Origin of the sequence: Gracilibacillus timonensis (assembly GCF_900086715.1) — a bacterium.
Taxonomy (GTDB): Bacteria; Bacillota; Bacilli; order Bacillales; family Amphibacillaceae; genus Gracilibacillus; species Gracilibacillus timonensis.
This window is the reverse complement of sequence record NZ_FLKH01000010.1, coordinates 1-17146: the sequence shown is the minus strand read 5'-3', so window position 1 is coordinate 17146 and position 17146 is coordinate 1. Positions and strand designations below refer to the sequence as shown.

General features: G+C 40.2%; 20 protein-coding genes. 18 read left to right on the top strand and 2 right to left on the bottom strand.

All coding sequences use genetic code 11. The annotated features are described in order from the left end of the window. Positions 1–73: 73 nt before the first annotated feature. From BN6556_RS03965 to BN6556_RS03955, 3 genes are all read left to right on the top strand, one after another. Entirely contained in the window at positions 74–313 is a 240-nt protein-coding gene (locus BN6556_RS03965; RefSeq protein ID WP_066187485.1) for a thioredoxin family protein, read from the top strand. A 144-nt stretch (positions 314–457) separates the two neighbouring features. Continuing rightward, positions 458–799: a YppG family protein gene (locus BN6556_RS03960; RefSeq protein WP_066187482.1), complete on the top strand. Its 342-nt coding sequence runs from the start codon at positions 458–460 to the stop codon at positions 797–799. 97 nt (positions 800–896) lie between these two features. Further along, a complete protein-coding gene (locus BN6556_RS03955; RefSeq protein WP_066187479.1) occupies positions 897–1610 on the top strand; it encodes an alpha/beta hydrolase in 714 nt (237 codons plus the stop codon). A 72-nt stretch (positions 1611–1682) separates the two neighbouring features. Here the strand turns inward: BN6556_RS03955 and BN6556_RS03950 are convergent, their stop codons facing one another. After that, entirely contained in the window at positions 1683–2588 is a 906-nt protein-coding gene (locus BN6556_RS03950) for a DMT family transporter (protein ID WP_066187477.1), read from the bottom strand. 566 nt (positions 2589–3154) lie between these two features. Here BN6556_RS03950 and BN6556_RS03945 point away from each other — a divergent pair. Beyond that, on the top strand, positions 3155–4609 hold the full coding sequence (locus tag BN6556_RS03945) for a DEAD/DEAH box helicase (protein ID WP_066187474.1): 1455 nt from the start codon (positions 3155–3157) through the stop codon (positions 4607–4609). A gap of 240 nt (positions 4610–4849) precedes the next feature. Here the strand turns inward: BN6556_RS03945 and BN6556_RS03940 are convergent, their stop codons facing one another. Beyond that, positions 4850–5608 carry a rhomboid family intramembrane serine protease gene (locus tag BN6556_RS03940; RefSeq protein ID WP_066187471.1) on the bottom strand — a complete coding sequence of 253 codons (759 nt, stop codon included), beginning with the start codon at positions 5606–5608 and terminating at the stop codon, positions 4850–4852. A gap of 168 nt (positions 5609–5776) precedes the next feature. On the opposite strand from BN6556_RS03940, the gene acpS reads away from it, so the two are divergent. From acpS to BN6556_RS03870, 14 genes are all read left to right on the top strand, one after another. Then, entirely contained in the window at positions 5777–6145 is a 369-nt protein-coding gene (acpS, locus tag BN6556_RS03935; RefSeq protein WP_066188955.1) for a holo-ACP synthase, read from the top strand. 44 nt (positions 6146–6189) lie between these two features. Then, entirely contained in the window at positions 6190–7698 is a 1509-nt protein-coding gene (locus BN6556_RS03930; protein ID WP_066187464.1) for an NAD(P)H-hydrate dehydratase, read from the top strand. Positions 7699–7751: 53 nt separating this feature from the next. Then, positions 7752–8771: a LolA family protein gene (locus tag BN6556_RS03925; protein ID WP_066187462.1), complete on the top strand. Its 1020-nt coding sequence runs from the start codon at positions 7752–7754 to the stop codon at positions 8769–8771. 161 nt (positions 8772–8932) lie between these two features. Continuing rightward, the gene (gene alr / locus BN6556_RS03920) at positions 8933–10105 is read left to right on the top strand and encodes an alanine racemase (protein WP_066187461.1); all 1173 of its coding nucleotides are present in this window, start codon (positions 8933–8935) and stop codon (positions 10103–10105) included. Positions 10106–10281: 176 nt separating this feature from the next. Next, entirely contained in the window at positions 10282–10563 is a 282-nt protein-coding gene (locus BN6556_RS03915) for a CopG family ribbon-helix-helix protein (protein ID WP_066187458.1), read from the top strand. A 3-nt stretch (positions 10564–10566) separates the two neighbouring features. Continuing rightward, positions 10567–10917, top strand: a complete 351-nt coding sequence (locus BN6556_RS03910; protein ID WP_066187451.1) for a type II toxin-antitoxin system PemK/MazF family toxin — start codon at positions 10567–10569, stop codon at positions 10915–10917. An 824-nt stretch (positions 10918–11741) separates the two neighbouring features. Continuing rightward, complete coding sequence (locus BN6556_RS03905) at positions 11742–12605, top strand: RsbT co-antagonist protein RsbRA (protein WP_066187449.1); 864 nt, start codon at positions 11742–11744, stop codon at positions 12603–12605. Between the two features lie 13 nt (positions 12606–12618). Continuing rightward, on the top strand, positions 12619–12975 hold the full coding sequence (locus tag BN6556_RS03900) for an STAS domain-containing protein (RefSeq protein WP_066187446.1): 357 nt from the start codon (positions 12619–12621) through the stop codon (positions 12973–12975). Next, positions 12975–13379, top strand: a complete 405-nt coding sequence (locus tag BN6556_RS03895; protein ID WP_066187442.1) for an anti-sigma regulatory factor — start codon at positions 12975–12977, stop codon at positions 13377–13379. The genes BN6556_RS03900 and BN6556_RS03895 overlap by 1 nt, the downstream gene beginning before the upstream one ends. A 102-nt stretch (positions 13380–13481) precedes the next feature. Then, entirely contained in the window at positions 13482–14486 is a 1005-nt protein-coding gene (locus tag BN6556_RS03890; RefSeq protein ID WP_066187437.1) for a PP2C family protein-serine/threonine phosphatase, read from the top strand. 73 nt (positions 14487–14559) lie between these two features. Continuing rightward, entirely contained in the window at positions 14560–14889 is a 330-nt protein-coding gene (locus tag BN6556_RS03885) for an STAS domain-containing protein (RefSeq protein ID WP_066187428.1), read from the top strand. Position 14890: 1 nt separating this feature from the next. After that, positions 14891–15364 carry an anti-sigma B factor RsbW gene (rsbW, locus tag BN6556_RS03880; RefSeq protein WP_066187426.1) on the top strand — a complete coding sequence of 158 codons (474 nt, stop codon included), beginning with the start codon at positions 14891–14893 and terminating at the stop codon, positions 15362–15364. Further along, a complete protein-coding gene (gene sigB, locus BN6556_RS03875; protein WP_066187423.1) occupies positions 15336–16127 on the top strand; it encodes an RNA polymerase sigma factor SigB in 792 nt (263 codons plus the stop codon). Before rsbW ends, sigB begins: the two co-directional genes overlap by 29 nt. After that, complete coding sequence (locus tag BN6556_RS03870; protein WP_066187421.1) at positions 16127–16756, top strand: SpoIIE family protein phosphatase; 630 nt, start codon at positions 16127–16129, stop codon at positions 16754–16756. The genes sigB and BN6556_RS03870 overlap by 1 nt, the downstream gene beginning before the upstream one ends. Positions 16757–17146: the final 390 nt, after the last annotated feature.

Here is a 17146-nt window from a genome sequence, read left to right as displayed (position 1 = left end):
ATAAAAAAATAGTTTTAATCCTTTTAGTAGTGGGTATATTTATCTATGAACACTTACTGAGGGGGTACATCCAGTGGAAGATCAGCGAATAGATGTATACATCAGCGATAATAATACAGAATGTGAAAGGTTAGTCGACTTTTTACAAGAAGCAGATATCTCTTTTACATTAAAAAACACAACGGAAAACAAACAACATTTAACCGATTTACAAAAGAATAACATTTATCTTACACCAGCTATTATTATTGATGATCATTACCAAGTGATTGGTTTTCAGCCAAATAAGATACGACGTTTTTTAAGGAAATAGTGTCAAAATCCCTCTGTCTTGCATAGGTTACAATAAGATAAATTACACTTTTGCAATGAAAATCTTATTAGAAAAATTAGTACGCTCGCTCGAAAAAACATAGAGATGCGAGTTTTTCTAATGAGGAAAAGGTGGAGGGATAGAATGGATTATTATCGATATAATAATGAGTATCCGACGTATATGCCCAATCAGCCGGAGTGGCCTGTTCATCAGCCGCAAGCATACACTTCACCATTACCAATGACACCCTTTCAATATTATCAAAAGCCAACTATACCAAACCCTTATCAAGGATGGCAGTCAACCAATACGGCAGCTTCAGGTAAACAGTCGAATGCCATGTTACAATATTTTCAAGATAAGAATGGGGAGATGGATTTTGATAAGGTTTTTCATACCGTTAACCAATTAGCAAGTACTTATCAGCAAGTCTCACCATTAGTAAAAAATATGGGGACGTGGCTCAAGGCCTTTCAAAAATAACGGGCATAGTATATCCTTGTCAAACCAGGCAAGGATTTTGTTGCTTGTCGTGAGAAAAGAACTGTGAAGAACATTTTTCAAAGGAGTTTGATATGAGGTGACTGCATGTCTGATCATTCATGGTTTTACCGGGGGCCCCTATGAGGTAGGCCCACTGGCAGATTATATTAGAGAGCATACTGACTGGCAGGTTGAAGTGCCAAGTTTGCCTGGTCACGGATTAGGTGAGGAAGGGCGGGACTTAGAGCTACTGGGCGTTTCTTATCAAGATTGGATAAACGAAGCCGAGCAGGCCTACTTAACCTTGACCAAAAATCATGAAGACATTTACTTAATCGGTTTTTCCATGGGAGGTATGATCGCTGCTTACTTAGCTGGCAAGTATACGTGCGAGCGCTTAGTGCTTTTATCAACTTCCAGAAGATATATTAGTGTCCCTCAAATGGGCATTGATTTTTTTCGCTTTACGCAAAAGGCATTAAGGAAAAAACTGAAAGAGGATCAACTATATAATCACTATCGAAAAAAATATGGTTCTGTACCGTTGCATGCAATACGAGAGTTTTTGCGCTGTATGAAATTCACCCGCCCTTATTTAAAAAAACTGTATTATCCTATTCTGATTGGACAAGGGTTACAGGATGGTATGGTACCTTACTCCACTGTCCATTATTTGGATAAGGAAATCCCGGTGGAGTCAGAGATCATCTATTTTCATGATTCGAAACATTTGATCTGTTTAGGGGAGGATAAAGAGGTTGTCATACAGGCGGTGTTCCGTTTCCTCACGAAGGAAATGGACAAAACCTAGAGATAGGAAAAGCGGCATATGTACCGCTTTTATCCATTGGGGGTTTTTTAGGACATGCTAAAAATGTTTATCCTAATCATGAGAAATCGTAATCTTCATTTTTCGGTTACGCCGCGTACTGGCAACAAACAATAACAGACCAAAGATTACTACCGTTCCCCCCAGCCATTGTGACCAGCTAACCAGCTCATGTAGGATCAAGTAGGCTAACAGGGAAGCACCAATCGGTTCGAATAAAATAGCCATAGAAATCACGGAGGCACTTAGCCATTTTAATGCCCAGTTTAAAAGGTTTAACCCAAGAATAGTTGGAATGATTGCTAAAGCAAGGAATATCAACCATTCATTTGGCTGGAAACCCGTTAAGGGGTTCTGGACGATAAGGTTGTATATTAATATAATTACTGCTCCACTGGTGTAAGCAATAAAGGTATAGCTCATCACAGAAATTTGGGTGCGAACCCCTTGCCCGAACAAGAAATAAATCGTAATAAAGATGGCGCCAAGTAAGGCAAGTAGATCTCCGTATAACGCCTCTCCGGCTACTTGAAAATCTCCCCAGGCAATGATGCAGCTCCCAAAAATGGCAATGATCATACTGATAACCGATCCAGCCGAGAAACGCTCATTAAAAAAAATATAAGTGCCAATAAAGGCGAAAATAGGCTGTAAAGTAACAATTACTGTTGAGCTTGCTACTGAGGTATATTGAAAAGATTCGAACCAGACAATGAAATGAATACCGAGACTGGCTCCGGCCATCAGGGTGAGCAGCCATTCTTTTTTTCCTAATTTACGTAATTCTTCCCTTTTACGATAGCCTATGTAAGGAAGCAGAATAAGGCTTGCGAATAACAGTCGATAATTAGCGGTGACTGCTGCTGGAACATCCCCTGCCATTTTGACAAATACGGCAGCAGTAGAAACGGAAAGAACGCCGAAAATAATTGCTATATATGGAAAAAAAGATTTATTCATTCATATCACCTACATTAAATGATTCTTTGTTTTATAAGTGTGGGTTCAAAAAATTGCTATGTCATTTTATCAGATTTTTTGAACTCCTTTTACAATCGATATTTTTTAGTATAACAGTATCTCTAGGATAATAACATTATTTGTTGAATATTCTATAGAATTATTTATGATAATGTGTTATGATAAAATAATCCATTGAATGGTCATTTATGAGCCTCTTCCGAAGTGGGAGGAAGGCTTTTTTCATTGTACGTTAGGGAATATATTTTTGTTCCATATTAGCAGAGGATCCGCCATAAGAGGGTTTCTTGGAGTGGACAACTTACGTAGCGAATAGTCAAGGGGTAGCTGGTCATCTGGGCTTTTCTTCACAAAGTCGTTCCTAAAATAATTGTATGTATTTTCGTTCGAGCGGAGGCTAATGATAAGTAGCACATATGCCAGAAATCGAAACGGCAAAAATGTACACTTATGTCATTTCTCTAACTTGGATATATTAGAAATAGCGATGAAAATGATGATAATAAAGATGAGATATAGATAGTAAAAAGGAGTAGAATAGAATAGTGACAAATTTTAATCAACTAGGTATTTCAACACCCATTATGAAAGCATTGGAGAACATGGGATTTGAGGAAGCAACACCAATCCAATCACAAACAATCCCACTAGGAATGGCAGGGAAAGATGTCATTGGACAAGCACAAACTGGTACAGGTAAGACAGCGGCATTTGGTATACCGATGCTGGAGAAGATTGACCAAAGTCAACGAAAGATTCAAGGTCTTGTCGTAGCACCGACCAGAGAACTTGCTATTCAGGTAGCAGAAGAACTTCACAAGTTAGGGAAAATTAAAGGAGTACGTACATTACCGGTATATGGTGGACAGCATATGGAACGTCAAATCCGTGCCTTAAAAGATCGTCCACATATTGTCGTCGCAACACCTGGACGTTTATTGGATCACTTGCGTCGTCGTACAATTCGTGTAGATGAAGTGCATACGGCGGTTTTAGATGAAGCAGATGAAATGCTTAACATGGGTTTCATTGACGATATTCGTGATATCTTGAAGGCCATCCCTGAGGAAAGACAAACCTTACTATTTTCAGCAACGATGCCAAAGGAAATCCGTAATATTGCCACTACCTTGATGAAACAACCGGAAGAAGTAAAGGTAAAAGCAAAAGAAATGACCGTTTCTAATATTGATCAGTTTTTTGTAGAAGTTCATGAAAAGCAAAAATTTGATACGTTAACCAACTTATTAGATGTTCACGTGCCGGAATTAGCCATTGTTTTTGGTCGTACGAAGAAGCGTGTTGACGAATTGACAGAAGGATTGCAGGCTCGTGGATTTCGTGCAGAGGGGATTCATGGTGATTTAACACAAGGCAAACGTACGTCAGTCTTGAATAAATTTAAGTTTGGCAGAATTGAAATCCTCGTGGCGACAGATGTTGCCGCAAGAGGTTTGGATATTTCCGGGGTTACACACGTATATAATTTTGATATTCCGCAAGATCCTGAAAGTTATGTCCATCGTATTGGACGTACGGGGCGCGCAGGGAAAACAGGAGAAGCTATTTCCTTTATAACACCGCGCGAAACGCCACATTTACAATTGATTGAAAAAGTAACCAAAAGTAAAATGAAGCGTATGACTCCTCCTAGTTTCGATGAAGCGAAGAGAGGTCAACAACAGCTTACCGTTCAAAAGCTGATGAAAACCATTGAAAAGAAAGATTTACAGGACTATCGTGAGTCTGCAAGTGAATTTTTAGAAGAATATGATTCTGTAACAGTGGTTGCCGCTGCGTTAAAAATGTTAACAAAAGAAAGACGCCAAGCACCGGTAACACTCTCTTCAGTACAACCAGTTAGTGTGAAGAAGTCCCACAACAAAAAGGGCGGTAATAATAAATTCCGCAATGACAAGCGTGGCTATGGAAGAAAAGGCGGTAAGCCAGGTGGCGGACGCAATCGCAAGTTCCAAAATAAACGTAATAATAATCGTTAAGTCGGATATTAAAAAGGTAGAACTCATCACTTTGGATGAGTTCTACCTTTTTTTGATGGGAGGAAAGAATCTCGCGGACTGAAGAGAGTAAATCGGGTTCCACAGTCCATAAGAATGGATCTCGCGGACTGAAGAAAGCAAATCCCATTCCACAGTCCATAAGAACGGACTGGAAAGCGCTAAATCCACTCCGGGCTCCATAAGAATTGTCTAACTTCCACCCATTTTATCGAAAAATCGTCAGAAAAATCTGGCAATCACACCGAGGGCTACGAGTATGATAAAGAACCAAAAAATGATTTTACGTATATAAGGCTGCCAGCGATAGCGTTTTTTATTCCAACGATTTGGGTCAAATCCGACACCGCCTGGTCGAACTCTGGGTCTTCGAGGGCGTGGAACAAAGGTTTTTACATTTTGCAGCACGATTGGTCCGAGCGCGAAACCGGCGATAAATCCAAATAAGTGGCCGGTGATATTGATATTGGGGCGTAGGAAAGTCATCACAAGGCCCACTGCAGAAATAATAAAAATCAATTGTGCACTTTGTTGGTCAATGAGCTTTTTTTCAAAGAAAATCATAAATATATATAAACCAAATAGTCCAAATATCGCTCCAGAAGCCCCGACGTGCGCATAAAATGGATCGGACACTACAAAAAAAGTAAGAACATTGGCAGCGATTCCTGCTGCAAAATAAACGAACAGAAATTTAACTTTACCAAGCATTTGCTCTAACGCAGGCGCGAATAAGATAAGCGAAAAAGAGTTGAAAATCAGATGAGCGATCCCTCCATGTAGAAAAATGGGGGTGACAAGCCGCCAATATTCCCCTTGTTCGATGCCATAATTGAACCCGACGCCTGTATAGTAGAGCCATTCCCCCCAGCCCGGTACAAGCGAGGTGAATAACCATATAACGACTTGCAATGCAACAATAATGGAAACGACAGGATAAAAACGTATAAAATCCTTAAAACTTTCTGTCCGAATAAACATAGCATACTCCTTTTACTTTTTCATTGATAAACCTCTCTTTATTTTAGCATACTGGCTGTTATTTTAAACACTTAAAACTGTAGGGGAAGGCTGATTGTGATCATTTTTCATTTTTTTGATAATAAGCTATACTAGCGATAGGAAAACTAGATGGGAATGAATGATGGAATGATAGAGGGAATTGGTATCGATATTATTGAATTACATAGAATCCGTGCTATCCTTGAGCGACAGCCGCGAATCGTGAGCAGACTGTTGACAGAAAGAGAACAAACTCGCTTGGCTGGCATGCATTCTGCTCAACGAAAAATTGAGTTTATAGCAGGCAGGTTTGCGGCAAAAGAAGCTTTTTCAAAGGCGCTGGGAACCGGAATAGGAAAAATTAGTTTTACTGACATAGAAATTGGGACGGATTATCAAGGAGCACCAATCTTAACATCGGCTGTTTTAGCGGGTGCTTCTTGCTTTGTATCTATCTCTCACAGCAAAGAATATGCAATTGCCCAAGTGATAATTGAAAGGGAATCTGCATATTAAGAGAGGTTGTCTCATACTATTTAATGCGGGTAGGAGGGAACAAGATGTACATCGTAACCGCGAAAGAAATGTACGAAATAGATCGGTATGCGATAGAAGAAACGGGAATAGCTGGGAAGATCCTAATGGAAAATGCCGGATCCAAGGTAGCAGGTGCGTTGTTGCGTGATTATCAACATTGTCACCAGGTAGCTATTGTTGTAGGAAGTGGTAATAATGGAGGAGATGGCTTTGTTGTTGGCCGTTATTTGCAGGAAAGTGGCTTGAAAGTAACGCTTTTTCAGGTGGTGGAGGATAAAAAAATCAAGGGGGATGCCGCCTATCATAAGCAATTGTCGCTTCAATCCGGCGTTACACTTGTCCATGTGGATGCAGTTAGCCAACTAAAAGAACAGTTGCTAACGTTTGATATCATCGTGGACGCCATCCTGGGAATTGGCGTTCAAGGAGATATTCGTCAGCCTATACATGGTATCATTGACAGCATCAACCAAACGCCACGACCAACGATTTCAATTGATATTCCAAGCGGACTTCCAGCTACAGATAGCGAACCTGTTGATATGGCAATTCAGGCAAATCATACCTATATCATTGCCACTCCCAAAGTATCTCTTTTCTGTGAGCCGCTTCAAGGTTACTACGGCAGTTGGCAGGTACTATCCATTGCTATTCCGAATCAGGCTTATGTCCCGATAAAAAAAGGGGTATGGCAAGAACAGGATGTACTAGCTACCTTGCCGAGACGAGGTATTTTTTCCCATAAGGGCTCGCATGGCAAAGGTGTGGTGATTGGTGGACAGCAGACAATGCCTGGTTCAATTGCCTTAGCAGCGAGGGCGGCACTTCGTTCTGGTGCGGGTTTGATAACAGCTGCTACAGTAGTAGCGAATATTCCAGTAGTGGCCAATTACTGCACGGAAGCGACCTATCAACCCCTAGCTAATATGACAGAAGCATTATCCGAAGAGGCTTTATCTGCTCTTGCTAGCCATGACGCGATAGCTGTTGGAATGGGAATGGGCAGGAATAACTCTCAGTTATTGCCCGGTTTGTTATATGATACGGATAAGCCATTATTGATTGACGCCGATGGGTTGTATCATTTAAAAACATTGCTGTCATCGAAGTGGAAACGAACGGCCCCAGTTGTGATTAGCCCTCATTATGGGGAGATGGCTATGTTGACCGATCAAAGACTGGAAATGGTGAAACAGGCACCCTTTACCTTGAGTAAACAATTTGCGGAGGAGCACCAAGTCTATATCGTATTGAAGGGCAAGCATACGATTATTACCAGTCCCGATGGCCAGCAAATTGTCAGCAGTCAAGGCAATGCCGGCTTAGCCAAAGGAGGGACAGGTGATGTATTGTCAGGCGTTCTGTTAACCATGCTTATGCAGCAGGAGAACGTGATGACTGCCTTGGCAAATGGCTGTTATCTGCATGGTCGTTCAGCAGAAATATTGGTCGAACAGCAGCACTCTGAGGTTGATTTGCTAGCTTCCGATGTCATTGAAGGTTTGTCGCAGGTGTTTCGTACATTATCTTAGCGTGTGATTGTTCCCTTTGTCCACTTTAGAGGAGACAAAGGAGAGGTAGCGCGATGAAAAAATATATCGTTCTGATGATGGCAATCATCTTAAGTTTGGTATTGGCCGCATGTGGGGAGAAGTCACAAGAGAATGTTGTCGAAAAACTGGAAGAGATAGCAGAGGATTTAACGAGCTATCAGTCACAAGCGATGATGACCTTGGAAACAGGTAAGGAGGAACAAGTTTATCTTGTAGAAGTCTCTCACCAGAAAGATGACTTATATCGAGTTCTGCTAAAGAATGAACAAGATGAAGAAGGTAGTCAGATTATTTTGCGTAATAATGATGGGGTATTTGTGTTAACTCCTGCTTTAAATAAGAGCTTTAAGTTTCAGAGTGAGTGGCCAAGCAATAATAGCCAGCCATATTTATTTCAATCGTTGATACAAGATATTATCAATGATAGCGACGCCCAATTTAAAACGACGGAGAACTATTTTGTATTTGAAACAAAGACAAGTTATGAGAACAATAGTAACCTGCCGTTTCAAACGATTTACTTCGACAAGAAGACGTACACCCCAGTGTTGGTTGAAGTAATGGATCAAGACAAAAATCCATTGGTGAAAGTGGAATTCAGCAGCTTTGAAATAGATCCAGAATTACCTGATAATACGTTTGACATGGAGACAAACATGACAAGCAGTATCTTTGGTGTACCTGTTATGGCGCAAGATGAATTACCTAGTCAGTTAAAGGTGCTGTATCCATCTGAGCATTTCGGGTCTGAGTTAGTAGAAGAAAATCAAATGGATACGGAGAATGGAAAACGAGTGATGTTGTCCTATCAAGGAGAGAAAAACTTTACTATTATCCAAGAAACACTGGATGTTTACCCAACCAGTGCTGTCGTACCAGAGACCGTTTCAGGCAATCCGGTTGACCTTGGATTTACGGTTGGAGCATTTTCAGAGAACTCGATTGAATGGCATCACCAAGGTGTCAATTATTTTCTGGCCAGTGAAGAATTGACGAAGGAAGAGATGCGTGAGGTTGCACGCTCGATGTCGACTGAGGAAGCGATGAAATAACATGTCTTTGATAACATACATCTGTCGTGAAGCTGTTGGGAAATAATAATCTCAACAGCTATTTTTTTCATAAACACTATGATTCATTCCCCTTTCTTTGCGCTGGCTAGATAATCGGTTTATAATGAAAGACGTGCTAACTTAAACAGAGGAGACATACAATGAATAAGAAATTTTACCGAGATTCTTGGGTAGAAGTGAATTTGGATCATATTATATATAATATACAGCAGCTTCAAAATCGATTACCAGACAAAACAAACATTTATGCCGTTGTTAAAGCGAATGGATATGGGCATGGAGATGTGGAAGTAGCGAGGGCTGCCTTGGCAGGAGGAGCAGATCGACTGGCTGTAGCTTTGCTGGATGAGGCCTTACATTTAAGAGAAGCGGGAATCACGGCACCTATCCTTGTCATGGGCTGGATTCGTCCAGAGGATGCGATAATAGCTGCTAACGATGACATCACGGTTACATGTTTTCAAAAAGAATGGTTGCAGGAAATACAGCAGTATGCCTTACCTGTTCCACTAAAGGTACATTTGAAATGGGATACTGGGATGGGCCGTATTGGCATTCGCGAGGAAGAGGAACTGGTTGAGATTTTGCCATACCTTGCACAAGATGGTATTGAGCTGGAGGGGGTTTTTACCCACTTTGCGACAGCGGATGAGGTTAGTACGGAACACTTTGAAGCACAACGAACGCAGTTTCAAGTTTTATGGGATGTCTTTCAAAGGGAATGGAAGGGGTCAAGTGTATTAGTGCATACCGGGAATAGCGCAGCAAGCATGCGTTTTCCAGAAAAAATGTTTGATTATGTTCGTTTTGGGATTAGCATGTATGGTTTATACCCATCGCCTGTGGTTAAAGCAGAAAGACCAATCGATCTGCAGCCTGCCCTATCTTTGCATAGCCGCCTAATTCACGTCAAAACGGTGGAAGCAGGGGCAGCCATTAGCTATGGAGCGACTTATGTAGCAGAGGAAAAAGAATGGATAGGTACGGTACCACTAGGGTATGCGGATGGAATCAAGCGTGCCTTGCAAGGGGCAGACGTATTAGTCAATGGAGAACGTTGTGAGATCGTGGGACGTATCTGTATGGATCAATTTATGGTTCGGCTGCCACGTCCTGCTCAGGTGGGCGATCAAGTAACCTTAATTGGTACACAAGGGAAAGAAATGGTTGAAATGGATGAATGGGCGGATATCTTAGAAACCATTAATTATGAAATTGCTTGTATGATCAGTTATCGTATTCCAAGAATTTATTCTGAAGCTCGCAACCATGAAAGTCTTGCTTCCGAGGATGTAAATTCCAGCCTTAGCTAAGGATACCACCCAATCAAAATCGAAAAAAGTGTCGAAATAAATCGATAAATAGTTGGCAATTGAAGAATCTGTAGAAAAATCAATAAAAAATTGAAAATCCCCTTTGCAATGCCTGTTTTTCAATGGTATCATAAAATTATTGAATGAATTAGGTATGTTTATGTCGGTGGAGGTGGATGGTTTTGTCTGAAGATCTGAAAGAAGTTGCGGTACGATTACCAAAAAACCTGCTGAATGAGGTGGATGGCTTAATGAAGAGTGAAAATAGTAATTTAAGTGATTTTATTTGCCAAGCAACCAAAACTTACTTGCAGGAAACAAAAAAGCGTCACATTCAAGAATCCATGCAAAAAGGTTATATGGAGATGGCCCATATCAATTTGAATATTGCTTCGGAAGCTTTTCAAGCGGAAGAGGAGGCAGAAAACACCCTAGAGCGCTTAGTGAGCGGGGTGTAGCTATTGAAGGTTAAAAGAGGCGACGTGTATTTCGCCGATCTCTCTCCCGTGGTGGGATCTGAACAGGGCGGTGTACGTCCTGTATTAGTTTTGCAAAACGATATTGGAAACCGTTTTAGTCCTACCGTGATTGTGGCGGCTATCACGGCTCAAATACAAAAAGCGAAACTACCGACGCATGTAGAAATTGACGCAGAAAAATACGGATTTGAGCGAAATTCCGTAATCTTATTGGAACAAATAAGAACGATTGATAAACAACGATTAACAGATAAAATTACACAATTAGACAATACCATGATGGAAAAAATTGATAAAGGTTTAGAAATCAGCTTAGGCCTAACTGATTTTTAAGCCAACGACAACTAGAGGCCCTTGCTTTCAAATGATGAAAGGCAAGGGTGTTTTTTTTATCTCGAGGCAACTTTATCAATAGTTCAACAATAGAAAAGTTTTGAACATGTTAGGTGATAAACCTAACAGTTAATAATGACCGAATAATCTAGCTAACATTCTTTAGGGGCTGCAAAGGGCATTCTCTACTAACGAAGTTTCATTAGTGAAAGAATTTATGAAACCGCTTTGCCGATCCCCTTACTAGGTACTATCCAACATGTGTAATTCATATAAAGCATATCTTATGATCCTTATGGACAAGTTCAAGTGTTTGATGTATGTTGATACGTCCAGCATGTGCATAGCAACAAAAAGAAGAAGAGATAATTAATTCAAACATCCAGGAAAGCAACAATCTAAAGAAACCATATCGTGCCGTAATTTTAGTTTCTTATTTTGCCTATAACAATGAAAGTAGTTCAACTGCTGCTTTTGATTTTATTGGGGGTCAATAGATAGCAGTGAATCTAAAATAGAAAGGGAGGATTGTTATAGCTGATAGATACTCCCAAAATTTTTATGGTTCATGAGGATTAATGAAAGGGACCTAAGCTGGTGGAAGATGTGTCATTTTTGGAAAAGCTTGGAGGGATGCCGTCACAAAACACTGGGGGTAAACGAAATGCTATCATGAAACGGCATATTTTGTAGAATAACGGAAGAAAACAATAAAATAAAACACTCGAAATATAGGGAATTAGAAGGATTGCTATCCTATCAATCGTCAAAATGCATTTTTTGTTGTAAAATTAGAGATATAGAATCATGATGGAGGTTATGAAATGCCAGAAGTTTTACGAAAGATTGTTATATCTAATAGTGACGTCATCTCGAAAAATTGGCTGGAGGAGATAAAGGCAAAACGAGAATCAGATTATACAACTAGTATCTCAGATAGCTTGTATCACACGACGAATCAAGAGTTTATTAATGTGATTTTTTCTAGTATCAACCGCCAAGGGAATACGGGTGCCATGGACGATTTTGCTGAGCGATTGATTAACCTTGGCTGGCCACTCAGCTATATCACGGATGGTTTACAGACCTTTCGCAGGGTAACGATTGATTTTATACTGAGCCAGTCGGAACAGGTGGATACCGAAGAATTCTCTCGTATTTTGAATATTGTAGAGAACTGGGTGGAGCCGATAATCAATCAGTTGGTCAACCAATATTCCGGCAGTTGGGAACATACGGTATCTTTACAAAGATTAGCGTTAAGAGAATTATCGGCGCCTTTAATTCCAGTAATGGATAACATTACGGTGATGCCACTGGTAGGAACGATAGATACGGAAAGGGCAAAATCGATTATGGAAAACTTGCTGGAGGGTGTGATGAAACATCATGCAGAGGTGGTATTAATTGATATTACTGGTGTGCCTGTAGTAGATACAATGGTAGCTCATCATATTATTCAAGCAGCAGAGGCAGTGCGATTGATTGGATCCAAATGTATATTAGTAGGTATTCGTCCGGAGATAGCCCAGACCATTGTTAATTTAGGGATAGATTTAACCAAGTTTCCAACTAAAAGCACGTTAAGAAAAGGTTTTGCGACAGCACTGAAGGAAACGAATCGGGAAATTGTTAACTTAGAAGATTCGAATGAAGATGTTACGAAGATTCTAAACTCATTGAAATAAGGGGGGTGCTACTATGAGAATACCAATATTAAAGTTACACAATTATCTATTGGTATCCATTCAAATAGACTTGGACGATCAAACGGCAATTGATTTTCAAGAAGATTTACTCAATAGGATACATAAAAGTGGCGCAACGGGAGTGGTAATTGATTTAACATCTGTAGAAATCATTGATTCCTTTATAGCAAAAGTATTAGGCGATGTTGTGTCTATGTCAGATTTAATGGGAGCGAAAGTTGTTTTAACCGGTATACAGCCTGCTGTTGCAGTAACGCTGATCGATTTAGGTATACATTTACAAAATGTTCCTACAGCTCTTGACTTAGAACAAGGCTTAATGAAACTTCATCAGGAGCTTGAGGAGTGATGACGATAACTAAGTCGAATGTTCAGATTAGAAAAGAGTGGGATATTGTTGGTGCCAGACAAATGGGACGAGAACTTGCCAAAGATGTTGGATTCGGAACGGTCGATCAAGCACGAATAGCTACAGCAGTGTCAGAGTTAGCTCGTAATATATACCTTTATGCTGAGAAAGGTCAGATTATTTACGAAATTATAGAAGACATCAACAAAAAAGGATTAAAAATAATTGCTACAGACGATGGACCAGGAATACAAGATGTCAGCAAGATAATGGAAGACGGCTTTTCCACTTCGGGGGGACTTGGAGCTGGACTGCCTGGTGTAAAACGGCTAATGGATTATTTTGATATCGACTCTGTTCCAGGGAGAGGGACGAATATCATTACTGTAAAATGGGTTCGTTAGCATAACGCAAAAAGAGATTCCGTCTTTTCATTTTACTCCTAGTTTAGCAAAGTGAAGATACTTTGCAGTGGTTCAGGATAGTAGTAGTTAGGAGGTCATAAAATGGAACCTTATCAAATGAATTTTAGCAATTATCGCAGCTTATTGAAGAAATATATTGAAACAGAAGATGAATCATCGTTATATCAGGCGGAACAATTTAGCAAGTTATCCATGCAACACAACATTTCTCCGGAAGAGATTGTTAATATTCACATCCAGGCATTACAGGAAATTTATCCTGATATGCCTGGAGATATTCATACGGCAATGAACTTTCTATTGGAAACGATGATTTCTTATGGACTTGCCTATCAAGAATTCCAATCTTTGCGTGAGAAACAAGTGGAATTGGAATCCGAGATATCGATTGCTGCGAATATGCAACAAACACTGCTGTCCACGACAGTACCAGATGTGGAAGGGCTAGAAATCGGGGCCGTCAGTGTACCCGCTCATCGAATGAATGGTGATTATTTTCATTTTGTTACAGATGGTTCCAAAAACATTGGAATTGCCATTGCCGATGTAATTGGGAAAGGCATTCCGGCAGCATTGGCCATGTCTATGATCAAATATTCACTAGACAGTTTTCCTGACACGATGCGCAGTCCGAGCATTACCTTGGAGAATCTAAATCGAGTGGTAGAACGGAATGTCGATTCGAGTATGTTTATTACGATGTTTTATGGATTATTTAATTATGAAACGAATGTATTATCCTATTCGTCAGCTGGCCATGAGCCAGGTTTTTATTATTGTGCAGCGAAAGATGAATTTATGGAGATCAAAGGAAACGGAATTGTGTTAGGTGTCCTGGATCAAACAAATTATGAAGAATTTGAAGTGGAGATGTCGGACGGGGACATGGTGGTGTTATTAACAGATGGTGTCACGGAATGCCGTTTGGGTGATAACTTTATTGAATCCAATGAAGTGCTTGAGGTGATCAGACAATATATGCACTTACCGGCACAAGAAGCGGTGGATAGTGTATTTCGTCATTTTGAGCGATTGCAAGAATTCCAATTAAGGGATGATTTTACACTGATTTTTTTGAAGAAGTAAGTTTACTGACTGGAGTACAAGGGTAATGATGAAAGAAGCCTAGTTCGTGGTGTGTTACTAAAGGAGGTTGCTTGTGAATTTAAATATGGAAGTGCACGATAAAGGTGAAATACAAGAATTAAAATTATTTGGTGAAATTGATGCTTATACTGCTCCAGATTTAAAGGAAACAATTTTACCATTGACGCATAAGGAAGGAATGACGGTGTTAGTAGACTTAGCGCAAGTGAATTATATGGATAGTACAGGATTAGGGGTATTTATTAGTGCCTTGAAATCAGCAAATGAGCATAAGTGTGAGTTGCGCCTGGTATCCTTGCAAGATCGAGTTCGCCGTTTATTTGATATTACAGGGCTAGACAGCATCATTACTATTGACTCAACAGTACGAGGTGGGGAATAAAATGGAACCGTTTGACTTCATTGAACTAAAAGTTCCGGCAAAGGCAGAGTATATAGGTGTAGTGAGATTAACCACATCCGGTATTGCTAATCGCATGGGTTTTCGGTATGAAGATATCGAGGATCTAAAGGTTGCTATATCGGAAGCGATGTCCAATGCTGCGGAGCATGCGTACGGAGAGGAACAAGGAGAAATTACGGTAGGGTTTGGTTTATATAAAGATCGTTTAGAGGTTATGATAGCTGATCGGGGGGAAAGCTTTGATATGGAAGAAGTGAAAAAAAACGTAGGCCCCCATCAAGCTGTTCCTTCGATCGAAGATTTGCGTGAAGGAGGTTTCGGTCTGTTCTTAATTGAGGCACTAATGGATAAAGTAGAAATCAAAAATGACTATGGTGTAATTGTATTAATGACTAAATACCTCCATGAAAATGAGGTGGATATTAATGACGACCAAATCTCGACCACACAATAATCGTGAGGATGAGATTTACCAATGGATCCGAGAATTCCAGGAGAATCCTGATAATCAAGAGATTCAAGAGAAGATTGTTTTAACCTACCAGAAGTTGGTTCGATCCCTCGCTCGTAAATATGCTAAAAATGAAATCATTTACGAAGATCTCGAACAGGTCGGTATGTTAGGGTTGCTGGCAGCGATTAGAAGGTATGATCCAGAAGTAGGTAAATCATTTGAATCGTTTGCGATCCCCACGATTATAGGTGAAATTAAACGATTTATCCGGGATAAGACATGGAGTGTCCATGTTCCTAGGAGAATCAAAGAGTTAGGGCCAAGAATTAAGAAAGCGACAGAAGAATTGACCGCAGCCAACCAAGAATCTCCAACGGTAAAGGAAATTGCGGATTACTTAGAGGTTTCGGAAGAAGAAATGTTAGAAACGATGGAAATGAGTCAAAGCTATAATGCCCTGTCCGTAGATCGGAAAATCGAGGCCGACTCGGATGGAAGTGAAGTGTCTATCCTTGATTTAGTAGGAAATGACGAAGCTGGTTATGACTCTGTCGATCGTAAGCTGCTGTTAGAAAAAATACTGCCTATTTTAAGTGAAAGAGAACAACAGATTTTGACTTACACCTACTTTGAGAATAAGAGCCAAAAGGAAACAGGAGAACTACTTGGTATCTCTCAAATGCATGTGTCTCGTATCCAGCGTCAGTCACTTAAGAAATTGCGAGAGGCCTTACAGTCTGAAAATATGGGGGTCATTCGTTAATGAATTACGGTCAGCATGTCGAGGTTTCTATCTTTCAGAAGCCGAAGCAAGGAAACTTTTATTGTGGCGATAGCTACTATTATAAAGAATTTCCTGATCGTTTTATTTGTGCCTTGGCCGATGGTTTGGGCAGTGGAGAATATGCTCAGGAATCCTCACAAATCGTTATGGATGTGATAGAGGCGAATGAACATGCCTCCGTAAATGAGATTATGAAGAAAAGTAATCAAAAGTTATTAGGAAAACGAGGTGCTGTATTAGGAGTGTTGCAACTTGATTTTGTAAGTGGGAGTTATACCTATTCCTCCATTGGGAATATCGGTTTAATGACGGTGACTGCTGATGCTATTAAAAAGCGGAATATCCCACAAGTAGGTTATCTAAGTGGTTATCATCGACCTTTTAAAGTCATGACAGACGATCTGGAAGAGGATATGGTTTTTATTATGTTCTCGGATGGTGTTACCGCTAAAGAGTTAACGACTCCATATTTCTTACATAAAGAGGTGCAACGTATAACAGAGACATACGACAGCCTATATCAGCACAAATTAGATGATGACACCACATTAATTGCAATGAAATATACAGGTAGTGTAAAAAACAACACTGCCAAACGTTTAAAGTAGAAGAATGATAAAGAAAAGGGGGAGAGGAACGATCTCTCCTCTTTTTTGTATGATTAGAAAAGCATAGAATCCTAGGCATAATAGGATTTGGAATGATTTTGACCTTGAATGAACAAGGGTGCCGATAAGATAGATTATGTTAAGTAGACTCCTTATGTGGCAGTTGACTTTGTCCGTTTTTTTGTGCTAAGCGAGCGCTCCGGGAATATGCTGCGCTTTCCGTGGGGCCGGCTTCAGCTAACTTGCAAAAGAAGAGCACTTTTACAAGTGGATCTTCAGCTCGTCCTGGTCCCACAGGAGTCTCCGCATATTCCCTCCGCTAGATGGAGTACAACAATGGTTGTTACTGCAAGAAGGAAGCATTCTAGGTACCTAGACAATGTTGTAGCA

What these genes read in the sequence shown, in the direction of transcription:
- BN6556_RS03895 (WP_066187442.1), top strand. Translation starts at nt 12,975, where the DNA reads ATGACGATAACTAAGTCGAATGTTCAGATTAGAAAAGAGTGGGATATT.
- BN6556_RS03900 (WP_066187446.1), top strand. Translation starts at nt 12,619, where the DNA reads ATGAGAATACCAATATTAAAGTTACACAATTATCTATTGGTATCCATT.
- BN6556_RS03950 (WP_066187477.1), bottom strand. Translation starts at nt 2,588, where the DNA reads ATGAATAAATCTTTTTTTCCATATATAGCAATTATTTTCGGCGTTCTT.
- acpS (WP_066188955.1), top strand. Translation starts at nt 5,777, where the DNA reads ATGATAGAGGGAATTGGTATCGATATTATTGAATTACATAGAATCCGT.
- rsbW (WP_066187426.1), top strand. Translation starts at nt 14,891, where the DNA reads ATGGAACCGTTTGACTTCATTGAACTAAAAGTTCCGGCAAAGGCAGAG.
- BN6556_RS03940 (WP_066187471.1), bottom strand. Translation starts at nt 5,608, where the DNA reads ATGTTTATTCGGACAGAAAGTTTTAAGGATTTTATACGTTTTTATCCT.
- BN6556_RS03930 (WP_066187464.1), top strand. Translation starts at nt 6,190, where the DNA reads ATGTACATCGTAACCGCGAAAGAAATGTACGAAATAGATCGGTATGCG.
- sigB (WP_066187423.1), top strand. Translation starts at nt 15,336, where the DNA reads ATGACGACCAAATCTCGACCACACAATAATCGTGAGGATGAGATTTAC.
- BN6556_RS03915 (WP_066187458.1), top strand. Translation starts at nt 10,282, where the DNA reads ATGGTTTTGTCTGAAGATCTGAAAGAAGTTGCGGTACGATTACCAAAA.
- alr (WP_066187461.1), top strand. Translation starts at nt 8,933, where the DNA reads ATGAATAAGAAATTTTACCGAGATTCTTGGGTAGAAGTGAATTTGGAT.
- BN6556_RS03960 (WP_066187482.1), top strand. Translation starts at nt 458, where the DNA reads ATGGATTATTATCGATATAATAATGAGTATCCGACGTATATGCCCAAT.
- BN6556_RS03890 (WP_066187437.1), top strand. Translation starts at nt 13,482, where the DNA reads ATGGAACCTTATCAAATGAATTTTAGCAATTATCGCAGCTTATTGAAG.
- BN6556_RS03905 (WP_066187449.1), top strand. Translation starts at nt 11,742, where the DNA reads ATGCCAGAAGTTTTACGAAAGATTGTTATATCTAATAGTGACGTCATC.
- BN6556_RS03870 (WP_066187421.1), top strand. Translation starts at nt 16,127, where the DNA reads ATGAATTACGGTCAGCATGTCGAGGTTTCTATCTTTCAGAAGCCGAAG.
- BN6556_RS03925 (WP_066187462.1), top strand. Translation starts at nt 7,752, where the DNA reads ATGAAAAAATATATCGTTCTGATGATGGCAATCATCTTAAGTTTGGTA.